Source organism: Ensifer sp., assembly GCF_035999135.1.
Lineage (GTDB): Bacteria > Pseudomonadota > Alphaproteobacteria > Rhizobiales > Rhizobiaceae > Ensifer.
This window is the reverse complement of record NZ_DASYGZ010000209.1, coordinates 17,994-41,188: the sequence shown is the minus strand read 5'-3', so window position 1 is coordinate 41,188 and position 23,195 is coordinate 17,994. Positions and strand designations below refer to the sequence as shown.

The following is a 23,195-nucleotide window of genomic DNA, read 5'->3' as shown; positions in this document are numbered from 1 at the left end:
CTTTTCCCGCCAGAACCTCTCATACTCGGAGCGCTATTTTTTCGAGATGTTCGAGACCCATGGGTTGACCGGCAACATTGCTTATAGCTGCGACGATACATTCTCACTGGTTTCGCTCGTATCCGCCGGCCTCGGCATCGGCTTTGCGCCGGAATGGACGAAGGACCTGCCGAACCGCGACTTCGAGCTTCGGCCGGTGAGGGGAGTGGATCTGAAGATCGGGCTTGGTGTTGCCTGGAGCAAGGAAGACCCAACCGCGTCACGGGACGACATCATCGAAATTGCTCGTTCGCTGGCGCGTCCGGGCAGATGAGGGGAGCGCGCAGATAGTCATGAAGGGAGCCGCCTTGCGAGATAGGGCAAACGTACATTCCGCCGATGCAAAGATGCGTACGCCCGTCGAGCCCTGGGCGCTCGCTGTGGCAATTTGACTGAGCAGCGGACCGCAAAGCGTGTTCGACGCTGCGGATGCAGAGGTCGCGCTGCGCTGCCGGTCTGGGGCCGGAAGACAGAGAAACCTCGCCTCTCAGTCTTTTATATGATAAGTTACTTAAATTGTCGGCGGCACCCTAGCATTGCAACAAAGTGGGGGCCTGGAGTATCTTTTTGGGAGGACTCCATGAAACGGCGCGAAGTTCTGGCTTTAGGTGGATCGTTGGTCGGCGCAGCAGTGGCGCGCCGGGCGTTGGGGCAAGATGCCATACCCTCGCCTCGGGCAGCCGTTGTGATAGGGGTGGACCGACCAACGGACTTGCGCCCCCTCAGTGCAGCTGCGTCAGGGGCCAACGTATTTGGAGATTGGCTCAAATCTGAAGGTTTCGAAGTCCGACGGTTCACCGACGATGTCGCCCCTGTATTCATGCAGCCGATCGCTGACGCCGTAAGAGGTCTGGTGAAGCGGCCTAACCTCACCCAATTGGTCATTTATTTCGCTGGTCATGGGTGCCTTGTCACAGGGACCGAGTGTTGGCTCCTGTCTGGCGCTCCCGAAGACTCGAACGAAGCCATCAACTTCGCCGCGTCGTTCGACCGCGCTCAACTTTGGCCGACACCGAATATCGTTTTCATATCGGACGCTTGCCGCTCAAGGCCGGATTCAATGCGTGCCGACGATCTACGTGGTGACTCGCTCTTCCCGGTTCCTGCCGGTGTTGTGGGGCGGACAAACGCAAAGATCGACAAGTTCTTCGCCGCCAGACCAGGACAAGCCGCCTTGGAAGTGCCGATGGGCGAAAACGTAAGCCAGTACGAAGGGATTTACACCTCGGTGTTCCTTGAGGCCTTTAAACATCCTGATGAAAACATGGTGCTTGATCTCGGCAATGACCTCAAAGTCGTACCCAACCGGAAGCTGGAGGACTATCTTTTCAGGGAAGTGAGAAAGCGAGCCGCGCAACATGACATGAGCGTGCAATGGCCCCAGACAGATGTATGCTCCTCTGACTCAACCTATATTGGACGCCTCACAGCAGCTTCTCGGACCAAAGAGGCGCGCGCGCCCGAGCCGACTGTTTCAGATATAGTCACGATCGCGCTCGCCCAAGTCGAGCCGAACCTGAGTGCTCCCCGCGCTAATTTCAGCAAGACCAGCGTGGATGCCATCGCGGCAGCCTCAGGTTTTGATGAGGCTCGCAAAGCCATCCTGTCAGCCCCCACTCAGGCTCCGCCAGGCGCATCCCTGATGTCCGGATTCACAGTCGTGGGAGCCGAAGTTGAAAGTATCGACACTTCTGCCGAAGCGCGAACTGAGCATTCGGTAGCTGGTGACCAGACGATCGTTCAGGTCGACTTCAAGGGCGTTGCCGCGACTGTGTCTATACGGTTTAAAGGCGGCGCCGGAACCGTCGTCGCTGGTCTCAAGGAATATGTCGGACATGTTGTTGTAGAGGGAGGTCTCGTCAGAAACGTCAGCTATGACCACCAGGGAGAGACCCCTACCGAACAAATTCGTGAGTTGCATGCCACAGTTGCAGCGGCTGCGGAGCTCGGTGTTTTTCGAATCCGAGGTTACGGGGAAGAAAAAACAAGGCAGGCGCGAGAGCTCGGCAATGCCTTGAGAATGGGGAAGTTTGCCGATCCTACGCTTGGTCTCTATGCGGCCTACGCCTATAACGAGGCATCTCTGGAAGACTTGGTAAAGTCAGTCGGCAGTTTAATGCGAGGACAACTCGATGCGATTCTCTTCGATGTCGCGATGCTCTCGGGAGAACTTAAGAGCGGGGCGGTTGCCAACGATGTCTTTCCACAATGCCCAATGCTCTCGCAGGGGTGGAACCTCCTTAAAGTAAGAGGTGTAACACTGCCGGAAGCCTACCTCAGCGCCCAGGCTTATTTGCTACCGGCATTGTGGACGACCTTTGACGCGCCCGGCATGGACATTGTTGTGAAGGCGCTGAAGGAAGGCAGGCTCCGGTGACCGATAAGATTATGATCGCTCGCCGAAACATGCTCAAGATTTCCGGGGCCATTGCTTTGGCAATCGCGCTGCCTCGCCCGAGCAATGCCACCCCATTGAAACTTGCGTTCGTTCACGGCATTGGGCAAGGCGGTTTCGACCCCATCGAACTCAAGGCCACTTGGTATGACACCTTGAAAGAGGGAGCTGCCTCCATTGGAACGACGGTGCCAGCGGGTCTTGAAATTACATTTCCCTATTACGGCAAGGTGCTCGACGACCTTGTCCGTCGGTCGAAGCTTCCACGGCCATCAGAGATTCATTCGAGAGGTGACGCTCCCGATCAGGGCTTTCTCGACTTTCAGGGAGAGGTCGTTAACGAGATTCGACTGCGCAAAGGGATCACCGACGACCAGATCAATGCAGAACTCGACGAGACCGCGAGAGAACGCGGCCCGCAGAACTGGCAGTGGGTTCAGGCCATCATTCGCGCTTTTGACCGACATCTTCCTAAGTTCAGCCAGGACTCTCTCGAAGTCTTTCTGAGGGATGTCTATCTCTATACGACCAATTCCGCGGCGAGGGACGAGATAGATGCCATCGTTGCGAACGAACTAACGCGCCAACCTACTGTTATTGTCGGCCATTCCCTTGGATCGGTCGTCGCCTACAACGTGCTGGCGAGCGATGGGGACCTCAATGTACCTTTATACGTAACCCTGGGATCTCCCCTCGGCATTAACGCAATCAAGCGCTCTTTAAGTCCGATCAACTACCCCAAATCCGTGGCCACGTGGTTCAATGCCTTCGACCCGCGCGATGTCGTGGCTCTTTATCCACTGGACACTGCCAATTTTCCAGTTACCCCGCTTATCGAGAATTATGGCGGGGTGAACAATGCGACCGACAATCGACACGGCATCATCGGATACCTCAATGATAAGACCGTTGCCGAACGCATACTGCGGGCCGTCGGGACGTAACGATCGCCCTGTGTACGAGAGCCACAATCCGCAGTTCTGAACGTCGCTGTCTTGAAACGATTTTCCTGCTAGGTTGGACGAATTGGCTCGCGCTTCGAAGCGAGATCGACATCGAGGATCTGAGGGGAGAGAAGATCATCGCTTTCTCCCGGCAGAACCTCTCCTATTCGGAGCGCTACTTCTCCGAGATGTTCGAGACCCATGGTCTGACCGGCAACATCGCCTACAGCTGTGACGATACATTCTCGCTGGTGTCGCTCGTTTCCGCCGGCCTTGGTATCGGCTTTGCGCCGGAATGGACGAAGGACCTGCCGAACCGCAATTTCGAGCTTCGGCCCGTACGCGGCGTCGATCTGAAGATTGGCCTTGGCGTTGCCTGGAACAAGGAAGACCCGACGGCGTCGCGTGACGATATCATCGACATTGCCCGGTCGCTAGCGCGGCCGGGCAGGTGAGGGCAGGGTGCCAACAATGTGTGGGTCTCGGGCATTTGAAGCATCCGGCCACTCGCGACCTCAGTTGTGAGGTGCGCGCTTGGCCATTTTTCGGCCGGTCTTTACAGGCGTGCTAGCGGCTTCTTGATCACCACCGGTGGCCCGACCTTCGCTGTGCCCCTCTTGCCTCAAGGCATGCAATAGGGCGAGAAAAACATCTGCAACAGCGCAAGAGAGTGGGCACAATGAAGCATGAACTGATTGAAATCCCTGTGATTTCCGAGGCGATCCGCAGACTTGGAGCGCCGACGTCGGCCTTGTCCAGGGTAGATGGCCTTCTCTACACCTGCGGTATGCCGCCGATCGACCTCAACACGGGGGAAATCGTCAGAGGTGATATCACGACCCAGACGCGCGCCTGCCTGGAGGCACTGTCCTTTACGCTCCAGCACGCCGGGTCTTCGCTTGATAACGTCTTCAAATCACTCGTCTTTATCACGGACAATGCCTTGGCCGGCGAGATGAACGCCGTCTATCGGGAGTACTTCCCAGATCGTTTTCCGGCTCGAAGCTGCGTTGCAATCAAGCCCTGGGCGCTGTTTGACATCGAGATTGAGTGCATAGCAACGGTAGGCTGAGCCGAGCGGTTGCCACAGGAAATCGCGTTGCGTCCCATAGGCGGACGCAATGCTTGCCATTGGGACCGGTTATTTGTCTATGGTCGATCCTGTCTGCCTAATGTGCCCAGAACAAATGCAACAAAAGAGGGTGCTATGAAACTGGGCATTTCGAAAATTTCCCGCGGCCTGGCCGCGACGGTGATGGCAGGCATCATCGGTCTTTCCACTCACTCCGCAGCGATGGCTGAGACGAAAATCCGTCTTGGCCACGTGCTCGCCGATACCCATAGCTGGCACAAGGCCTCCACTGACTTCGCCAAGGAAGTGGCCGAAAAGACCGAGGGCCGGGTGAAGATCGAAATCTTCCCCTCGGGCCAGATCGGCACGGAAAAGGAAGTGATCGAGGGCATGCAGATCGGCACGATCCAGGCTGGTCTCATCGGCAGCGGCTCCTTCCAGTTCGTCGAGCCGAAGTTCGGCATCATCGAAATGCCCTATGCCTGGACCAGCCGCGAACAGGCGTTCGCAGCGCTTGACGGCAAGCTGGGTACGACGCTTGCCGACCTGCTTCGCCCGAAGGGCATCGAGGTGCTCGCCTGGTGGGAGAACGGCTTCCGCAACATCACCAACAGCAAGCATCCGATCAACAAGCCTGCGGACCTTTCAGGCATCAAGATCCGCGTGACGCCGGACAAGGTGCGGCTCGCAACATTCGAACTGCTCGGCGCGCAGCCGGCGCCACTCGCCTTCGGTGAACTGTATTCGGCCCTGCAGCAGGGCGTGTTTGACGCACAGGAAAACCCGCTGTCGATCATCGATGCTTCTTCGTTCTTCGAAGTGCAGAAGTACGTTTCGATGACCGGTCATATCTGGGGTGCGGCATGCCTCGCCGTATCGAGCATGACCTGGGCCCAGATTTCTCCCGAGGATCAGGCAATCGTCAAACAAGCTGCCGTCAAATGGGGCAACGCCCAACGGCAGATGGTCGCCGACAACGAAGTCGCGCTCATCGAGAAGCTCAAGTTGAAGGGCATGGAATTCAACGAGGTCGACAAGGCGGCCTTCGTCGAGGCGCTGAAGCCGATCTGGGAGAGCGAAAAGGACGTCTTCGGTCCTGAACTGCTCGCGATCATGGACAGCTATCGCAAGTGACGCATTCCGCCCTGTCTGCCATTGGCGGGCAGGGCGGCATCGGCGCCGAGTTCGTCCACCTGACACCAGCGAGATTTTCCATGCAAAGTGAACCGATGCCGCGTTCGCGGATCGCCGCCGCCATAGACCGGGCAGCCGGCACCATCGGCGGCCTGGCGATTGCCACCTTCACCGCCATCATCGTCTATGTCGTCATCTGCCGATATATCTTCTCCTTCACCCCGCGCTGGTCGGAGGAAATTCCGCGCCTGCTGCTCGTCTGGGTGACGTTCATCGGCGCGGTATCGGCCTTTGTCCGCAAGACGCATCTGTGTGCCGGGCTGACCGATTTGATGGTTGCGCCCGGCCGGTTGCGCGACTTTTTTGCGCTTCTGTCGCGCATCGCAGCGTTCCTGTTTCTCGCAGTCGTGTTCTGGTCCGGATGGAAAATCACGGTCCTCACCTGGTCGCATGAGACGACAGTGCTGAGCTGGCCCGCCGGTCTCGTCTATCTCTCCCTGCCCGTCACCGCGGCCTTCGCCTTCATCGCTTTGCTTGCCATGGAGCTGCGCAAATGAGCATCGCCCTCATTGTCCTCTTTCTCGTCTTTGTCCTGTTGCTGCTCATCGATGCGCCGATCGTCATCGCGCTCGCGCTTTCGTCGGTCGCCTATCTCCTGATCGGCGATGCGCTGCCTGTCATGGTGGTGGCGCAGCGTATGGTCGCCGGCATTGACAGCTTCACCCTGCTCGCGATTCCGTTGTTCCTTCTTGCCGGACTTCTGATGGTCCACGGAGGTCTTGCGCCAAGGATCGTCAACCTTTGCGCTGCCGTCGTCGGCCAGCGCACCGGCGGTCTTGCTATCGTGATGATCGCCGCCTGCATGATGTTCGGATCGCTTTCCGGTTCGGGTGTAGCCGATGTGGTGGCGATCGGATCGATGCTGCTGCCGGCCATGAAGGAGCGCGGCTACGACCCCGGCTTTTCCGCCGCCGGCCTCGGCTGCGCGGGTTCGCTCGGCACGGTCATCCCGCCGTCGATCGTTCTGATCGTCTATGGCACCGCGACCGGAACGTCCATCGGCCAGCTTTTCATCCATTCCATCGGTCCTGGCATCCTGCTCGGGTTCGGCCTGATGCTCGTTGCCTGGTGGATCTCGCGCAAAAACGGCTGGAAGGGCGGCGAGCCGTTCAGCTGGGGCCGGTTGGCCGAGGCGCTGCGGGAGTCGGTGCTCGCCCTGCTTGCGCCTGTCATCATCGTCGGTGGCATCCGCTTCGGCATCTTCACGCCGACGGAAGCAGCGGGCATGGGTGTTGCCTATGCTTTGCTTGTCGGCACGCTAGTCTATCGCCGCCTGACGCTTGAAAAGGTCTTCAGCCTTCTTCGCGACACGACGGAGATGACCGGTTCGATCCTCATCGTCATCGCTGCCGCCTCGGTCTTCGGCTGGATCCTGACAGTCGAGCAGGTGCCTCAGCTCGTCGTCAACGCCATCACGGGTGCGACCGAGAGTGCCACCGTTGCCCTGATGTTGATGATGCTTGCGGTTCTCGTGCTCGGCACGTTCATGGAATCGATCGCGATCATCCTCATCCTCGCGCCGGTCTTCCTGCCTGTTTTGCGGGCCTTCGAGATTGATCCGGTCTACTTCGGCGTCCTGCTTACGATCAACCTGGCGATCGGCGCCAACACGCCGCCGCTCGGCATCGACCTGATGGCCGCCTGCCGCACCGGGGGCATACCGATGTCGGCCTCCTTCCGCTACCTGCTGCCGTTCATTGGCGTCATGACACTCATCATGTTCCTGCTTGTCCTGTTCCCGGGCCTTATGACGCTGATGTCGTTCGGCATGTGATGAGACCAACCGCAATCGCATCTGAAAGGTGAACCATGTCGTTCGCACCCAATACCCGTGTCGATATCGATCGCTTATGGTCGACCATCGAAAGCTCCGCCGAAATCGGTCAGGGCCGGCCGGGCGGCCTCGCCCGCCTGACGCTGACGGATGCAGACCGCCAGATGCGTGACCTGTTCGTCACCTGGTGCCGGGACGCGGGGCTGAGCGTCGAGATCGATGAGCTCGGCAACATCTTCGGCCGACGGGAAGGTCTTGATCCGTCCCTGCCGCCGGTCCTGATCGGTAGCCATCTCGACACCCAGATCAACGGTGGCCGTTTCGATGGCATCGCAGGTGTCCTTGCAGGCTTAGAAGTCGTGCGAACACTGAACGATGCCGGCCATGTCACCCGCCGTCCGATTGTCGTCGTTGACTGGACGAACGAGGAGGGCGCCCGGTTCTCTCCGCCCATGGTGGCGTCGGGTTGTTTCGTCGGCGCCTACAAGGCCGATTGGGTGCGCAACTTGATCGCAGACGACGGAGCCCGCTTTGGCGATGAGCTGGAGCGCATCGGCTACAACGGCAACAAGCCGTGTCATGGTGGCGAAATCGACGCTTATTACGAACTCCATATCGAGCAGGGACCGATCCTTGACCTTGAGGGGCGCGACGTTGGCGTGGTGACCGGCGGTTATCCGAGCTACGGCATGCGTGTACGTTTCGATGGCAAGACCGCGCATACCGGCCCGACGCCGATGGATTTGCGGCGCAACGCGCTGATTGCCGGCGCCCGCTGGCTGACGGCCGTGGACGATATCGGCTGGGATTTCGCCGTCGGTGACGGCAAGGCGACCGGCGCAAGGCTTGCCGCCTGGCCGAACAAGCCGGGCATCCTTTCCGACACTGCGCAGGCCATCTGCGACGTGCGCCACCCCGATCCTGCAACGGCACGCGTGATGGGCGAAAAGATGCGTCGGGCGGTCTTTGAAAGTGCGGCCCGCGCCGGCTGCGAGGCGGTGATCGAGGACGAGTGGTTCTGGGGCGGCGATATCTTCGACCGGTCGATGGTCGATGGCATACGGTCCGAAGCTGTCCGCATGGACTACGACTGGCGCGATATCCAGTCTCAGGCCGGGCATGATGCCTATTTCCTAGCCCGTCATTGCCCGACGGCGATGATTTTCACGCCGTGCAAGGGCGGCGTCACACACAACAACGAGGAAGACTGTGATCGGGACGATCTGGCGCCCGGCCTCAATGTCCTCCTGCATGCGGTCGTCGCACGCGCCGACCGCTGAACGTCGAGAGAAAAGGGCGCCGCTGGCGCCCTTAATGCATGTCGGGGTAGAGGCTGCGCAGCTCCTTGATGAGCTCGAGAAAATGTCGCTCGGGGCGGGAATAGTCGCATTCTGGATGGGTCACCAGGAAGACGTCGGCGCCGAGCGGGAAACCCTTGATCTCGAGCGGCCAGAGCAGGCCATTGGCGACCTCGTCGTGCACTGCGGTCAGTGGCAAGATACCGATCCCGAGACCGGCCACGATCATGCGCCTGACTTCCTCCAGATTGGGGCTCTGCCCGCTGATGCGCTCCCCCAAACCGAGGCTTTGGCTGAGGACGGCCATCGGCTCAAGCCCCATGCCCTCGGTCGCGCAAGTAAAGGATACGAAAGACTCCTGCCTGAGCTCGCGTTTTTCCACCTCCTTGCGGCCGAAGAACGGATGCTCTGCACCGCAATAGACGCTGAATTCCTCACGGAACAGAAGTTCACAGGTGAGGCTGAAGACGGGACGGGAAAGCAGGCAGAAGCCGATGCCGCTCTTCTCCGTCTGGATGCGCTTGATGGTATCCTGGCTGTTTTGGACGTCGACGGTCCAGGTGACCGAGGGATAACGCTGATGGTAAAGCCTGAGAGCCTCGTTGATGAGCGGCGATTCAAGGTTTGAGATGATCTGGATCCGGACTTCGCCGAACTCCTCTACCGCTCTTTCCTGGGTGCTCTGGGCGATCCGCTCAACCGCCTGGAAGATCTCGCTGCACTCTTCGTAAACCTTCTGGCCGGGAGCCGTTAGCTCGAACTTTCGGCCGCCGCGCAGCACGAGTTGGCAGCCCAGTTGTTCCTCCAGCCGTTGGAGTGCCTGGCTCACGGACGGTTGGCTCATGTTCAGCCGCGCTGCAGCCCGTGTCAGGCTACGCTCTTCCGCAATCAGGAAGAAGGAGCGCAGCAGATTGAGGTTGAGATCAGCTAACATCCGACAACGTTTAGACAGCGCGGGCCGAAACGGCAATTCACAAGGCGGGTATATTCATAGAGGCACTGAGAAAGCGTAGGCTCTGTCGGGATACGGACACATACGAAATCGCAGAGGCCGCCGCGACTGCTTCGCCATGCCCAAGTCTGTCGGCGTCTGTCGGCCACGGTCTAACCTCGGATTTGTCTGGTGAGCTGTTTCGTTCGAAGGGTTCTAAGCGACAACGCATGCGAAGCGTGCGGCGTTGTCGGTCGGCGTCTTTGCAACGTCGTTCGTGATGGGTCTGTGTCATCGCCGGCAAAAAGCGGTTCTTCATGTCGAATGGGCACTAGTTTGTTGCGACCTCGGACAAGTATGCCTGATAGCCCAAAACCGGGTCGAGGTGCAGATCCTTACCATCAAACCGAACCACGAACGCGTCCAAGTCTGTCTGCCGCGAAAAACCCATCGCGAGCGCTTCTATGCTCTGCGTGTCGTCGTCCTCGTTTGCGTGAAACGCGCTCATCTCTAGAGCGCCCAACCTTTCGAAGTTTGCCTGCATCTGGAAAGAAAGCCAAACAAGATACTCCAGAGGGTAACCGGGGTTTCCTCCGTAAGTAACGATGTAGGGGTAACCCAGGCGAAAACGCTCGACCAAGGCCTCGCTCTCCAGCAAAAAGACCAGAAGGTCGCTATCCCCATCCAGGCTGCAGAGGTCGATTGTCAGATCATGCCTACGAAGCGCCACATAGCCACCGAGCTTATCGGAGGGCAGGGATGTCAGGACAATGTCGCGCCACTGTTCGAAAGCTTCGCGCAAATCCAACGGTTTCAAAAACATAACATCCCCTAAAGGGCTGTTCGAAGCAATGGTGGCGCGCAAAATCCTTGCGCAACCAGACGGCGGCATCGCACCCGAGAATCGCGTTCGTCGTTGCACACTCAGGCGAATGCGCCAGTCTATAATACACGTAAAGGTTAATGAATATTAGGGTAGTCTAATTATTGCGGGGCGTAGTGACACTTCGAACAGGCGAATTGCCGCTGCTTCATCTCTACGTAACATATGCGGGTGCGAACTCTGCAGGCAACGACCCCTGCCGTGATTGCATAACCTAGAGCCTCTTCTTCGCTGGAAGAGGCTCCTTTTTTGAACCCGACATGGTGTCCGGCTCAGAGATCGCACGCGTTCAAATTCCAAACTCGGGAAAGGAGGCCGCAAAAGTCGCAATTCGACCTGAACTCACAATGGTTTGTTCCATAATGATCGCATAATGTATCGACCGGAACATATGAGGAATTTTGAGCCATGGCTCATCCTGCCAACGCTCGGTGGACATCTTCGTGTTCGAATGCGCTGGCCATTCGGGCGATCTCTTTCACATGCTCGCCGGACGGTAGTTGTCGTGTCCCGCCACGTCGCGGTCACGGAACTACTTTGACGCTCCGGAATTTTCACTCAACATAGATCGCGCTGGTTTGGTTTCTGGATGCCATCGTCGATTCCATGCGAGATGAGACGACCCCGGGCGAAGGCTACTGTTCCTCTCATTGAGTTACGTGCCCTCCCTGTCTTGACCGACCGAGACACTCAACCGCCCACGCATGCGGATGGCACGGCTCGGCCAACACCCCATGATAGGCGCCCCTGTACGATAGTTAGCGTGTGCCGGCCGTTCGAATAAGTCGCACCGTCTGGCCCCATGAGGGGCAGATCGACGGTCGTCGCGCCGTTGACGGACACTGACGCGCGGTCACCGAAGAGGCGTACTGCCAGACGCGTGCCGTCTTCGCACGTATAGTCGCTGATGGGATAGGGGTTGCCCGCGCCGATCGAAACGTCGGACGCGGCAACCTCGAGGCTTGAGAGCATCAAGGCGCCGATTGTTAAGATGGACAGATTTCCCAACATGATGGTCCTCCAACCTTCACACCATGCGCGTAACACCGGTCATTTTCGTGACGCCAACACGTGTTGCCGCCACCAGAGCCGACGAGCGTCGTCATCTGCGCTCTCCAGACATTGCCGGGGCAGATAACTTACTCCGGATAGGTTTCTACGCCGTCTTGCGTCGGCTTGTTGAAAAGGACAAACATCAGGGGGTTCCCGGGCTCGGACATTGCATCGCTGCGCAGCCCCGATATCTCCCCAGCCACTCCACACGTATACTCGGCCACGACTTCGCCGAAACTGTTGCGCTGGATAGCCACTTTTTGTCCGGGCACGACCTTGTCATTAAGCTTGACCAGATGTTCGACGATTCCACCTGCGGTGGCCAGCACCGGGAACCCGCTATTGCCGACAAAGACGGTCATGCCCTTGGCCGTACGGCCGATCGGTCCGTCAACGATGCCATTGTGTTTGAGAACGTTCATCGTACCTTCTACAAACAGCGCGATCATCTCGCGATCCAAGACGCGCGCGGCGCCGATCTCTGGTGCAATGGCCGGGATTCCGACGTCAATGAACGCATTGTGCAGCACGGTGGGATAGGCGGCTTTCGGCATATTGAGGATCTGGCCGACTGGATAAAGATCCAACATTGCCTTGACCTCGGGCCTGTCGACCTCGCCGATGTTAAATGCAGTGACTTCGAATCCGGTCGTTCCGGTATGGAAATCAATTGCTGCGTCGGCGTTCGGCCGCAGCAGTCGGTTGAACAGCAGCCCGGCATGGCGGCTGGGCGCAGTCGGGCCGTTCTCATTTCCGGGCCAAATCCGGTTCATGTCGATCAGATCGATGCCTCTGCCCTGGTTGGGCCACCGGCGTTGCATGCTTTCCAGGGCCGGGCGGGATATTTCGGTGACTGCCATCACTGTCCCGGACATCTTCGCCGGATCGAGCTGGTTCATCACGGTCTGGACCGTATGGATGGAACTCATCTCGTCACCATGCACGCCGCTGGTGAGAACGACACGCTTGCCCGATTTCGCGCCCTTGGCGACCGTTACGGAGACGTACCAGTGTTGGCCGGTGGGCGCCTCCACCCCCTGAAAATACAGATGATGCTTCTGCCCGGCCTCAAGGTCGTTCACGTCGAGCGAACTTATGACCTTTTTCCCGCCGATGACATCACCGGTATAGACGGTTCCTTTCTTCGCACTGGTTTCTGTGCTTGCAGGTGCGTTGGCGGTCTGCGCCTGCGCCGCTCCCGCGATCAGTCCGGTTGCAGCGCCGATCGCGGCAGCCGATGCAAGCATGAAGTCGCGGCGATCAACACCCTCGCCATTTTCATTCGCGATCATTGTCGTTCCTCGCTGATTTGAGTCGTACCGAGGGTTTCACCCCTCAATACAGGCGATTGGACCAAATTCGCAGACGGGGGCGGGATGCTAAAGCGCCCGCTGCATAATTCATCGAATGCTTCAATGAGTACAGTCTGGGCCAAGGAAATGGATACTGCGTCTATACTTAGGACGTGATGCATAGCCGCGGAACGTCGACGCCTGATTGCGCCGGAAGCGCAGAGAAGGGTCAAGTGAGACGTTCTACAGAGCCCTTGCGAGGATGCTCACGTTTTGGGCTGGCCCGCCAAGATTGAGGGCCCGGTGATCGTCTCTCACAACGATGGTATCCCGGAGTGAGGAGTGACCCGCTGCAGGCCGGCCCGCGGTCGCAGTGGTTCCAAGACGGGATAATGAAAATCAGGCCTCTCCTTCGAGTTGATGGTGACGCGCGCAGTACCGCATTCGTATTCCCGTGGCAAAAAGCGGCAAATCACGATACCCCTACGACGATCTTCGCAAGGCTGTTCCGACCACTGAGACCCATCCTATGCCAGTGGGCGGTCCGTACCGTTTCCGCCTCTCGCCAGCCGAGGGGAGAACGCAAATCTAAGCCAAGCTAGGCCCTGCGTCAGGAAATCGATGCCGAGCAAGAGCACAAGCATCCACAGACTTAACTTTGGGAACGCGGACAAGATGGTTAATCCTGCCCCGGCGCCAAAGGCTCCCGACAGCATCATCGTCCATCCTGCCTCACGCCAATGGCTGATGCTGAGCAAGATCCTGACGATCCCGACAGGGTGAACAACAGGCCGATCGTATAGGTTTGCAACAGCTCTTGTGTACGCCCGGACCGGGCCACAATGTTCGTCAACATCTCCATCACGCCCGAGCCGGCGGCGTCAGTAAGGATCAGGCCCAGGGCGATGTAAAGAAACCCGAGCAGCGTCTGCCACGACACGGCGGCCCAGCTTCTCGCCCACAGGGCGTGGACGATTTCGAATGTGCCGACCAGGATGGCAGCGATTCCGATGAAGCCTGGAGTAACGATTGACGCAAACGCCACATCCGTCAGGACGACCAGTCCCGCTAGAAGCATAACTCCGCTCAGCACTAAGCGAACTGACGGCGGCGGGCCGGTCGGATCGCCACCTGCATTGCGCGGCATGGTGTCGTGAGAGGTCATGGTTTGGTTATCACTCCCCTGTTCGTTTGCCACTCCTCCGACTAGCGGAAAGTGCCGCAGAAGAAGGTCCGAATCCGCGCAAACGGCAGCGCAATCTGTCGATTGCGCTGCCGGCATCGCTCTGCCGGACGCATAGATTGCGTCAGTGGGCTTTGTCCCTGCAAACCGCGTGACGTCAATGGCGCTACAGTCGTTCATTTCGGCGGAGGACGTGACCGATGACGAAAGCTATTCCGATAAGCAGAAGGACTACCCCTGCGAACCCGGACCAAAACGAGCCATAGCGGTAGCCGGACGCTACGACGAGGAACCCGATAATGATACTCGCGAAGCCAATCAGCTTCATTCTCATCACGTTGAGGTTACCATATCCAGCCATCTATCTTCCCCACTTTTAGTAGACGCGAGTGGAATGAAAGAAATAAATCTGAAGCCACGGAAACGGTTCGGGCTTACTGATGTGATCGAAGAACGTCGCATAGCTGATCCTGATGCTCTTCGGCAGTCTCATGACATCGAGTGCCCCGGCGGCCAAACACCCTTGCTTCGGTCGCCCAACTGATACCGCAACGACCAAGGCCTGGCTCTAACAGAACGAACCGGGTGGTCTTAACGGCACCGTGCGATGATAAATGTGCCATCGGGTTGCCTGTATCGGCAGTTTCCACGGTTTTCGGGCGAGGTTGTCGCTGTTCCGACCGCACCACCGACCAGTGCGCCACCGGCTGCACCGACGAGTGTGCTTGTTGTGTTCCCGCCAATGACCTGGCCGGCGACGGCACCTGTTCCGGCGCCGATGAGAGCGCCGCTGAGGCCGCGCTGGTTCTGTTGCTGGCTAGCGCAGCCGACAGCTATCGCGGCCACAGTCGCAAATATGAGAGGGAGTACCGTGCTTCGAATCATCGCATTTCTCCTTGGCGAGAGTGGCCAATGTTTGCAACATCGAGCTTTAAGTCGGGGAGGGCGACAGTCACCGCCGCCTCCGTTTTCAATCCAGGCACGGCGCCTCCAGCCATGCCGGCACGAGCGAGAGTATATCTTCTGCTATGCCCCGCGATCGCGTCAGGCGAAAATGTAAGACTAGGACGTCTGCGAGGAGGCGGACGCTGAGAAATTCTGTGTATCTCTCGTCCTCGATATGCGCGCTTGTTGAAAGCCTATGTCAGAATCTATGGCGTTACATATTGCCGTCAGTAGCGTGCGGGAGTAAGCGAAAAATAGCGCGTAATACTCAGAGTTTCCAGAGGAAATATTTTGGTTGGTCCGAGAGAGGTTATTTTTCAAGCGGGAGAAAAACATAAAAATGTGTGGAATCCTGTACTTAAATTCTCTCCTCTTTGTAGAGAATACACGTGCGCGACACACGAAGGGCTTAGTGTCAGTTCTTCGCTTCTTCGAAATGATCAACGAGAATGTGCAGGAAGTACCGGCGACGAGCTATGATCCGGAACTGGCCGGGCAACTGGTGGCGATCGGCATCGTGCAAGGGTAAGCCTTTGCAACCCAAAGGGCGAATCAAGAAAATCCTGACGGAAGCGGCGGCAGTGTCATGCGGATAACCAATGTCGGGTCGCAGTATCTGTGCCGCTTCGTAGGTGCTGACGGTAACCCGTATGATGGCGCCAAGACCTAGCCCTCCAGGATGCTCGCGATCCGAACCAGATCTGCAACTGAGGATGCGTGCATTTTCCGCATCATGTGGCCACGGTGAAGCTTCACTGTGGCCTCAGCGAGTTGAACCTCAGCGGCGATCTGCTTATTCAGTCTTCCAGCGACAACCAAAGTCATGATCTGCCGCTCGCGCTCAGTGAGTTTGGAATACCTCAGGCGCACTGCTGCCGTTTGATTTGCCTCTTCCCGTCGGGCGCTATCACTTGCCAAAGCGCGGTTCACGGCTTCGAGCAGGTCCTGTTCGCGTACCGGCTTGGTAAGGACATCGATTGCTCCAGCCTTCATGGCGCGGACCGCCATCGCCACATCGACATGAGCACTGATCAGCACCACAGACCTGGGGTGTCGGCTTTTCGCGATCGCCTCTTGAAACTCCAGGCCGCTTTGGCCTGGAAGACGAATATCCAAAACGATGCAGCCGGCACGGTCCGGATCATCCGCAGCAAGAAACTCTGCGACAGAACCATGGGTTTCGGCCGTCAATCCGACAGATTCAAAAAGCCCTCTCAAAGCGTCACGCACACTTGCGTCGTCATCGATGACAATGACTGTCGGCCGACCTCTCTTGCGTTCATCGATCATGGACGGCTGCGCCCCCCGCCTTTGGCAAGGTGAAAGCGAACAGACCTCCTCCCGCATTCTCCGACGCTGAAGCCGAAATCCGGCCACCATGCGCTTCAACGATGGAGCGGCAGATCGAAAGTCCCATTCCGATGCCGTCGGCTTTCGTGCTGTAGAACGCTTCGAAAACCCGATCCAGCGCCTCGAGCGGCACCCCGGGACCTGTGTCCGAAACAGTCACGTTCGCAAAATGCTCATCTGCGGTGCATTGGATATTGATGCGTCTTGCCCCTGATGAAACCATCATCGCTTCGGCGCTGTTCATGACCAGGTTTAAAACAACCTGTTGCAGTTGTGTTCGGTCTCCAAGGACTTCGATTGGCATTTCCGCCATATCGAGAGCGATCTCTATACCGCGCCTCTGAAGTTCGCCTCTCAACAAATCGAGGACTTCTCGCACTGCAGGCTTGAAGTCGGTTTGCTCGATTTTTGCAGGCAGTTTCTGAGCCATTGCCCGGATTGTGGTGATGATGTCGCCCGCGCGGTGCCCGTCGTTGACGATTCTTTCGGCGGCAAGCCGAGCCTGTTCCAGATCAGTGTGCCCAGGCTGTAACCAGCGAAGACAAGTACCAGCATTCGTAACGATTGCCATGAGCGGCTGGTTGACTTCATGGGCGATCGAAACGGCAAGCTCCCCTGTGGCCGTCATCCGCGTCACATGTGCGAGGTCACTCTGGCTCTGTCGCAGGGACTCTTCCGCTCGTTTGCGATCCTCGATATCAACAACGACGCCGTACCATCTCACAACATTTCCGTCTGCATCCAGCAACGGGCTTTGTCGAAGGTTGAACCATCGATATTCTCCATCAGCGCGCCTGATGCGGGCGTCTACCGGACGGCTTTTCTTCGAGGCAACGATCTCGTCCCAAGCCATACGCATCGGCTCGACGTCATCGGGATGAAACATGCGATAGAAACCGAAACCGACGAGCTCTTCAAAAGGCAGACCGACATAATCGATCAGGTTGCGGTTGAAATATTCAAGCCGGCCATCCGAAGTGCATGACCAGGCCATGGCCGGGATGGTGTTGATGATAAGGCTGAGCTTGCGTTCGCTTTCCCTGAGGGCAGCTTCGCTGTCCCGCAGTGCAATCTCCGCGCGTAGCAGGTCTTCGATATCGATGTTGCAGCCAAACCAACGCACGACCCCGTTGGCATCGACCAGTTTGCGGCCCGCGAAATAGAACCAGCGGTAGTTGCCGTCGGCTCCGCGGATCCGTCCCTTCAGAACGGTGTGGTCGGAATGCTCAAGGTCTCTCTTCCAGATGTCCACCATGCCTGGGATATCGTCAGGATGATACAGGTCCAGAAAGCCCCATTCGAGGATTTGATCTGCGGGGCGCCCTGCATAGTCCAACCAGCTTTTATTGACAAAATCAGCGCTGCCGTCCGGTCGCGCCGACCACACGAGAACAGGTAGCGAATTGATGATCAGGCTGAGATTTTCTTCACTGGCCGCAAGTGCCGTCTTCGTTTCCTTCAGCGCGTTTTCGGCCTGCTTGCGGTCTTCGATATCGAGGACGACGCCATACCATCTCGTAACATTTCCTTCAGCATCCAGCCGCGGTTTCTGCCGAAGCGTGCACCAGCGATACTGACCATCTGCGCGCATGAGCCTGCCCACGACCTCTCTTGCATTCTTCGAGGCCATAATGGCATGCCATTCCGAAGCAAGATGTGCCGTGTCGTCCGGGTGAAACAGCTTGTAGAAGCCCTCTCCCGATATTTCTTCAAGCGGCGCGCCGATAAATTCGAGGAAATGCTGGTTGGCGAAATCCAGCATGCCTTCCGACGTTGCTGACCAGACCATCGCGGGGATCAAATCGATAATGGGATCGGTTTCCGGCTCTCGTTCCACAACCCTCTCCGTTCAGAATTTGAGACGTTCCGGTGCCCAAAAGCTCCGACACCACGTCAGGAAATGCCGAAAGGTAGTCGACCGTCCGCCGGAAATCGTTACGGGATTTCGGCGGGTTACGTAAGGAAAAATTGATAGACGAAGGTCGATTGCGGCAATGCCATCGTCTAGTGGCGCGTGACCTAGATCGCAATTGAGAGCGATACAAAACGCGCTTACTTCTATCCCTCGAGGTGTTTGATGAACGCCGGCGATGGCGAGACCGCCGGCGCATTCACACCGAACATCTACGTGCATCGAATTCCACACCACTGCCATTTCCCGACCTGAGGCAACAGCCTCCGGCGACGTTGTCTGTTACGCGGCGCTTGCCGGCCCTGAACGGCCAAGGCTGCCCGCATTCAAAACCAACTTTCGTTCCATCTTGACTTAGGGGGAGACCATCATGCGTAGCTTGATTATGTGCCTGATGCTGGCGACCGCCAGCATGACAGCCGCGACCGCGGTATCCGCGTTTCCTGCACAGGCCACGACAGAGGTCCAAAAGGCTCCGGTTCCCGTCTACTATCGGAGCGCGAAGATCGAAGGCCTCGATATCTTCTACCGGGAAGCCGGTCCGGCTGATGCTCCGGTCGTGCTGCTGCTCCACGGTTTTCCGACGTCCTCCCACATGTTCCGGGATCTGATCCCGCTCCTTGCGGACCGCTACCATGTCATCGCGCCGGACTATCCGGGTTACGGACAAAGTGCATCTCCCGATCGCAGCACGTATTCCTATACGTTTGCTGCAGCCGCCGACATCGTCGACAAGCTGATGGCCCATCTCGCCGTCAAGAGCTACGCCATGTACGTGATGGATTACGGCGCGCCGGTCGGCTACCGGCTGGCGTTGAAACATCCGGAACGCGTTAGCGGCCTGATCATCCAGAACGGTAACGCGTATGAAGAAGGGCTGAAGGAATTCTGGGATCCGATCAAGACCTACTGGTCCGATGGATCGGCAAAGAGCCGCGAGGCGCTCTCTGGCCTGCTTACGCTCGAAACCACCAAGTTCCAGTACACCGACGGCATGGAAGACGTGTCGCGCATCAGCCCGGACAACTGGGTTCACGACCAGGCTCTGCTTGACCGGGCGGGGAACAAGGACATCCAGCTTGATATGCTGTATGACTATCGCACCAACCTGCCGCTTTATCCTGACTTCCAGAGCTTTTTCCGTGAGCGCAAACCACCTACGCTGATCGTCTGGGGCAAGAACGACTATATCTTTCCCGAGGCCGGCGCTCATCCTTATCTCAAGGATCTTCCGGATGCCGAGATTCATATCTTGAACTCGGGTCATTTCCTGCTTGAGGAAAAGCTGGATGTCGCGGCTCCGCTCATCAACGATTTTCTTGATCGCAATGTCGCAAAGAACTGATCATCATGCACGGCCGCCGGCGGTGTGACCGAGGCTCCTCCAAGCCGAGGTCGCACAGCTGAAGAGCGGGTCCTGAATTGCAGAGTTTGGAGATCACCCATGCCGTATCATTTTTTGGAAGTTGCGATCACTCCGAATGTGCGGCTGGCCCAGGCTGAAATGGGTGCTGATCAGATCTGGTTGGGTGATCAAAATCGCGAGTCCGATCGTTTCACTGAAAGCGAGCTTGGTTTCATTGCGGCGCGCGACAGTTTCTATATCGCCTCTGTGTCGGAGACCGGCTGGCCCTATGTCCAGCATCGCGGCGGGCCGCCGGGTTTCCTGAAGGCGGTTGACAACAAGACGCTGGCTTTCGCCGATTACAGAGGCAACCGCCAATACATCAGCACCGGTAATTTTGTAGCAAACGACCGGGCGTGTCTCTTTCTGGTCGACTATCCGCGGCGCGCTCGATTAAAGATCTATATGCATGTCGAGAAGCTGGCGCTCGATGCCGATCCGGCGCTGACAGACCTTGTTTTCGATGCGGGTTACCGGGCGAAGGCCGAACGGATTTTGCTCCTGCGGCTGCAAGCCTTCGACTGGAATTGCCCTCAACATATCACTCCCCGCTACACCGAACGTGAGGTGGAGAAAGCTGTGACCCCGTTGCGCGAGCGATTGGCTCAACTGGAATCGGAAAATACAGAGCTGCGTGCCCGGCTCTCGTCCTTGGGAGCGAAATAATGGACGCCACAAGACCGCCCTTGCCTCCGTTTTCAGCGGCTTCCGCGACAGAAAAGGTTCGGCTTGCCGAGGATGGCTGGAATAGTCGGAACCCCGAAAAGGTAGCACTGGCCTATAGCGAGGAAAGCCAGTGGCGCAACCGCTCGGAATTTGTAAGCGGCCGCAAAGCGATCGTTGGCTTCCTGACCCGGAAATGGCAACGCGAGCTCGAGTATCGACTGATCAAGGAGCTTTGGTCCTTTACCGGTAATCGCATCGCGGTTCGCTTTGCCTATGAATGGCACGACGATAGCAGCAACTGGTTTCGCTCGTACGGGAACGAGAATTGGGAGTTTGGGGCGGATGGCCTCATGCAGAAACGGTTCGCCAGCATCAACGATTTGCCGATTCTTGCTGCGGATCGATGCTTCCACTGGCCGCTTGGGCGCCGACCGGATGAACATCCCGGCCTTAGCGATTTTGGCTTCTGAAGGGCGGATAAAATCAGGCCTTTAACCTATGGCCGCATGAATATTGCTATCTGGGGCCACAGGTGTTCATTCTTTCTTCCTGCCGGAGGAGCGTCCTGCAGACGGAATCTGCCGAATGCCGAGATTCGTTTTCTCGACAAAGGGCATCTTGAAATACGCGTGCCTCCGAATTCGCCGCTGCGATCGTGCATTTCCTTGCCTAGCTGCCGTTGCAGTTATTCGAGTGGCTTGCCGCTACGAGCAAAAAAGGTGCTCGGCAAACAGTATGCTTCGTCGTTTGTCACCCCAGCCTTGGCGGAAATCCCTCAGCCCGCAAGTCCTCTCCGACCGCGTCTTCCAGCAGCTTGACGATCTGCGTCGACGGGGCAGCAGCCCCATAGGCTTCCTTTCCCTTGATAAATATTTCATTGGTAAGATTGGCGAGTTCCAACGGAACGTCGAAAGTGCGGCCGAGGTTCATGGCAAATCCGAGATCCTTCAAAGCAAGGTCCATAGTAAAGCCGATGTCGTAGCTGCCGTTGAGAATGAGCTGGCCTTCTGTCTCGTGAACGAAGCTGTTGCCGGAACTTGCCTTGATCGCTTGCCAGGCCTGCGCCAGATCGAGCCCACCGCGTTTGGCGAGCATAAGCGCCTCGCCGTCGGCGACGAGGTGGATGAATGCCAGCATGTTGGTTATGACTTTGATTATCGCCGCATTGCCGAGTGGGCCCATATAGAAGATCTTTTCTCCCATCGCCTGCAGAGCGGGAAGATGTTGGTTGAAGAGATCCTTTTCGCCGCCGGCGAGCATGGTGATCTTGCCTTGCGCGGCAAGATGGACACCGCCGGTGACGGGCAGCTCCATGGTAGCGACGCCCTTCGCTGCAGCGTGCGAAGCGAGCCGAAGAATCTCCTCGCTGCCGACCGTGGACATCTCGATCCAGGTCAGCCCTGGGCGCGCTGTCTCAAGGATCTGGCCGAGAACCGCCTGCGAAACCTGCGGGGATGGTAGACATGTCAGGACGGCGTCACATTGCCGAGAAAGCGCGCCGGCGGAATCGGACCATGTCGCGCCTGCCTGGATCAGCCTTTCGGCTGTTGTGGGATCCCTGTCGTGGACGACGACCTCGAAGCCCGAGCGCCGGAGGCTGGCCGCCAGATGTCCGCCGAGGTTTCCGAGCCCGACGAAACCATAGCGCATTGCATGTCCTTTCGCCTTGTAGGCAACCGATCACGGTGCGAGCGGTTGGGTGACGAGTTTCGTCCTTCTCCTCCAGCAGAACCCTATGTCGCCGAAGGCAAAGTTGCCTCAAGGACACCGGTCATGCCGGCGCAACGCGGGTCCGAATGCTGCTGGCATTGTCGGGTCCGCTGTTTCAATGGAAAGAGAGTTCCGCCGTGAGGCGGAACTCCTAAAGCGGAGCTTACCACCAATGCGCGATGTGACGCAAAGCGCGACGCAGTTCGCATGAGCCAACCAAATTGCGTGGGAGGGAACGCGTCGTGCTATTGCGTCTAACGGCGCTTTCAGACCTGAGCCTGCCCGCCATCGGCGAAAAGTTCAGCGCCATTGACGAAGCTTGCATCGTCAGAAGCGAGGAACAGCGCGGCCTTGGCGATTTCTTCCGGCTCGCCGACGCGGCCAAGTGGAATGCGCGATGCGAGGTAGTCGAGGAGGCCTTGCTGTTGAGCCTTGTCGTCGCCCGCCAGTTCGACCAGGCCGGGCGTCCGGGTGGCTCCGGGCGAGATGACATTGACGCGAATGCCTGTCTCCTTCAGATCCAGCGCCCAGGAGCGGGCAAGGTTGCGCACCGCAGCCTTCGAGGCCGAGTAGACGGAAAAGGCGGCAGTGCCTTCGGTGCCGGCGGTCGAGCCGGTCAGCACCACGGATGCGCCCTTACCAAGCAGCGGCAGCGCCTTCTGAACGGTGAAGATCACAGCTTTCACGTTACGGCCGAACGTGTCGTCGACCTGTTCTTCCGTGATTTGGCCGAGTGGCAGCATCGTGCCGCCGCCGGCGTTGACGAAGAGCACGTCGAGACGACCCTGCTCGTCCTTCACCTGGGCGAAGAGCCTGTCGAGGTCATCGTTTTTGCTGGAGTCTGCCTGGACGCCAATAACTCCGTGGCCGATTTCGGCGACGGCCTCGTCGAGCACATCCTTGCGACGGCCGGTGACATAGACTCTGGCACCTTCGGCGGCGAATAGCTTTGCAGTTGCAAGGCCGATACCGCTGGTGGCTCCGGTCACGATTGCGATTTTGTTTGAAAGTCTGTTGCTCATGGCAGTCTCCTGTTTTTTGGGCGCGCACAAGGGCTCAGCCCTTGCGCGCTTGGGCTGCGATCATGTCGAAAGCTGTTCGGTGTAGGCGGCAGTTGGCTTTTGGTAGACCGCCTCGTCGCCGTCTGAT

At 58.0% G+C, this 23,195-nt stretch carries 20 protein-coding genes and 1 pseudogene; 12 read left to right on the top strand and 9 right to left on the bottom strand.

The features are described 5' to 3' along the window. The 9 genes and pseudogenes from VGO12_RS28395 to VGO12_RS28355 form a co-directional block, all read left to right on the top strand. The coding region (locus tag VGO12_RS28395) for a LysR substrate-binding domain-containing protein (protein ID WP_327516075.1) at positions 1–313 on the top strand (313 nt) is incomplete at its 5' end. 306 nt (positions 314–619) lie between these two features. Continuing rightward, the gene (locus VGO12_RS28390; RefSeq protein ID WP_327516074.1) at positions 620–2,416 is read left to right on the top strand and encodes a caspase family protein; all 1,797 of its coding nucleotides are present in this window, start codon (positions 620–622) and stop codon (positions 2,414–2,416) included. After that, on the top strand, positions 2,413–3,378 hold the full coding sequence (locus VGO12_RS28385; protein ID WP_327516073.1) for a hypothetical protein: 966 nt from the start codon (positions 2,413–2,415) through the stop codon (positions 3,376–3,378). The genes VGO12_RS28390 and VGO12_RS28385 overlap by 4 nt, the downstream gene beginning before the upstream one ends. Before the next feature lie 77 nt (positions 3,379–3,455). Next, a pseudogene (locus VGO12_RS28380) lies at positions 3,456–3,833 on the top strand (LysR family substrate-binding domain-containing protein); the annotation flags it as partial. A gap of 224 nt (positions 3,834–4,057) precedes the next feature. Further along, entirely contained in the window at positions 4,058–4,450 is a 393-nt protein-coding gene (locus VGO12_RS28375) for a RidA family protein (RefSeq protein ID WP_327516072.1), read from the top strand. A gap of 135 nt (positions 4,451–4,585) precedes the next feature. After that, a complete protein-coding gene (locus VGO12_RS28370) occupies positions 4,586–5,584 on the top strand; it encodes a DctP family TRAP transporter solute-binding subunit (RefSeq protein ID WP_327516071.1) in 999 nt (332 codons plus the stop codon). Positions 5,585–5,664: 80 nt separating this feature from the next. After that, on the top strand, positions 5,665–6,141 hold the full coding sequence (locus VGO12_RS28365) for a TRAP transporter small permease (protein ID WP_327516070.1): 477 nt from the start codon (positions 5,665–5,667) through the stop codon (positions 6,139–6,141). Continuing rightward, complete coding sequence (locus VGO12_RS28360; RefSeq protein ID WP_327516069.1) at positions 6,138–7,418, top strand: TRAP transporter large permease; 1,281 nt, start codon at positions 6,138–6,140, stop codon at positions 7,416–7,418. The genes VGO12_RS28365 and VGO12_RS28360 overlap by 4 nt, the downstream gene beginning before the upstream one ends. Before the next feature lie 35 nt (positions 7,419–7,453). After that, positions 7,454–8,698 (top strand): Zn-dependent hydrolase, encoded by a 1,245-nt coding sequence (locus VGO12_RS28355; RefSeq protein ID WP_327516068.1) that lies wholly within the window; start codon positions 7,454–7,456, stop codon positions 8,696–8,698. Positions 8,699–8,729: 31 nt separating this feature from the next. Here VGO12_RS28355 and VGO12_RS28350 read toward each other — a convergent pair whose 3' ends face one another. The 7 genes from VGO12_RS28350 to VGO12_RS28320 all read right to left on the bottom strand — a co-directional run bounded on the left by VGO12_RS28350 (position 8,730) and on the right by VGO12_RS28320 (position 18,190). Next, a complete protein-coding gene (locus tag VGO12_RS28350) occupies positions 8,730–9,650 on the bottom strand; it encodes a LysR family transcriptional regulator (RefSeq protein ID WP_327516067.1) in 921 nt (306 codons plus the stop codon). 328 nt (positions 9,651–9,978) lie between these two features. Further along, positions 9,979–10,470, bottom strand: coding sequence for a hypothetical protein (locus tag VGO12_RS28345; protein WP_327516066.1), 492 nt, complete (start codon positions 10,468–10,470; stop codon positions 9,979–9,981). Between the two features lie 1,199 nt (positions 10,471–11,669). Next, positions 11,670–12,875 (bottom strand): succinylglutamate desuccinylase/aspartoacylase family protein, encoded by a 1,206-nt coding sequence (locus VGO12_RS28340; RefSeq protein ID WP_414650793.1) that lies wholly within the window; start codon positions 12,873–12,875, stop codon positions 11,670–11,672. A gap of 715 nt (positions 12,876–13,590) precedes the next feature. Next, a complete protein-coding gene (locus VGO12_RS28335) occupies positions 13,591–14,040 on the bottom strand; it encodes a DUF308 domain-containing protein (RefSeq protein WP_327516065.1) in 450 nt (149 codons plus the stop codon). Positions 14,041–14,649: 609 nt separating this feature from the next. Next, positions 14,650–14,943 (bottom strand): YMGG-like glycine zipper-containing protein, encoded by a 294-nt coding sequence (locus VGO12_RS28330; RefSeq protein ID WP_327516064.1) that lies wholly within the window; start codon positions 14,941–14,943, stop codon positions 14,650–14,652. Positions 14,944–15,669: 726 nt separating this feature from the next. Then, positions 15,670–16,293 carry a response regulator transcription factor gene (locus VGO12_RS28325; RefSeq protein WP_327516063.1) on the bottom strand — a complete coding sequence of 208 codons (624 nt, stop codon included), beginning with the start codon at positions 16,291–16,293 and terminating at the stop codon, positions 15,670–15,672. Beyond that, positions 16,283–18,190: a PAS domain S-box protein gene (locus tag VGO12_RS28320; RefSeq protein WP_327516062.1), complete on the bottom strand. Its 1,908-nt coding sequence runs from the start codon at positions 18,188–18,190 to the stop codon at positions 16,283–16,285. The genes VGO12_RS28325 and VGO12_RS28320 overlap by 11 nt, the downstream gene beginning before the upstream one ends. 445 nt (positions 18,191–18,635) lie before the next feature. On the opposite strand from VGO12_RS28320, the gene VGO12_RS28315 reads away from it, so the two are divergent. From VGO12_RS28315 to VGO12_RS28305, 3 genes are all read left to right on the top strand, one after another. Next, positions 18,636–19,610 carry an alpha/beta hydrolase gene (locus VGO12_RS28315; RefSeq protein ID WP_327516061.1) on the top strand — a complete coding sequence of 325 codons (975 nt, stop codon included), beginning with the start codon at positions 18,636–18,638 and terminating at the stop codon, positions 19,608–19,610. 99 nt (positions 19,611–19,709) lie between these two features. After that, on the top strand, positions 19,710–20,336 hold the full coding sequence (locus VGO12_RS28310) for a pyridoxamine 5'-phosphate oxidase family protein (RefSeq protein WP_327516060.1): 627 nt from the start codon (positions 19,710–19,712) through the stop codon (positions 20,334–20,336). Continuing rightward, the gene (locus VGO12_RS28305) at positions 20,336–20,806 is read left to right on the top strand and encodes a nuclear transport factor 2 family protein (RefSeq protein WP_327516059.1); all 471 of its coding nucleotides are present in this window, start codon (positions 20,336–20,338) and stop codon (positions 20,804–20,806) included. Before VGO12_RS28310 ends, VGO12_RS28305 begins: the two co-directional genes overlap by 1 nt. A gap of 280 nt (positions 20,807–21,086) precedes the next feature. On the opposite strand, the gene VGO12_RS28300 is transcribed toward VGO12_RS28305, so the two are convergent. Next, entirely contained in the window at positions 21,087–21,986 is a 900-nt protein-coding gene (locus tag VGO12_RS28300; protein WP_327516058.1) for an NAD(P)-dependent oxidoreductase, read from the bottom strand. Positions 21,987–22,312: 326 nt separating this feature from the next. Further along, positions 22,313–23,068, bottom strand: a complete 756-nt coding sequence (locus tag VGO12_RS28295) for an SDR family NAD(P)-dependent oxidoreductase (protein WP_327516057.1) — start codon at positions 23,066–23,068, stop codon at positions 22,313–22,315. Positions 23,069–23,195: the final 127 nt, after the last annotated feature.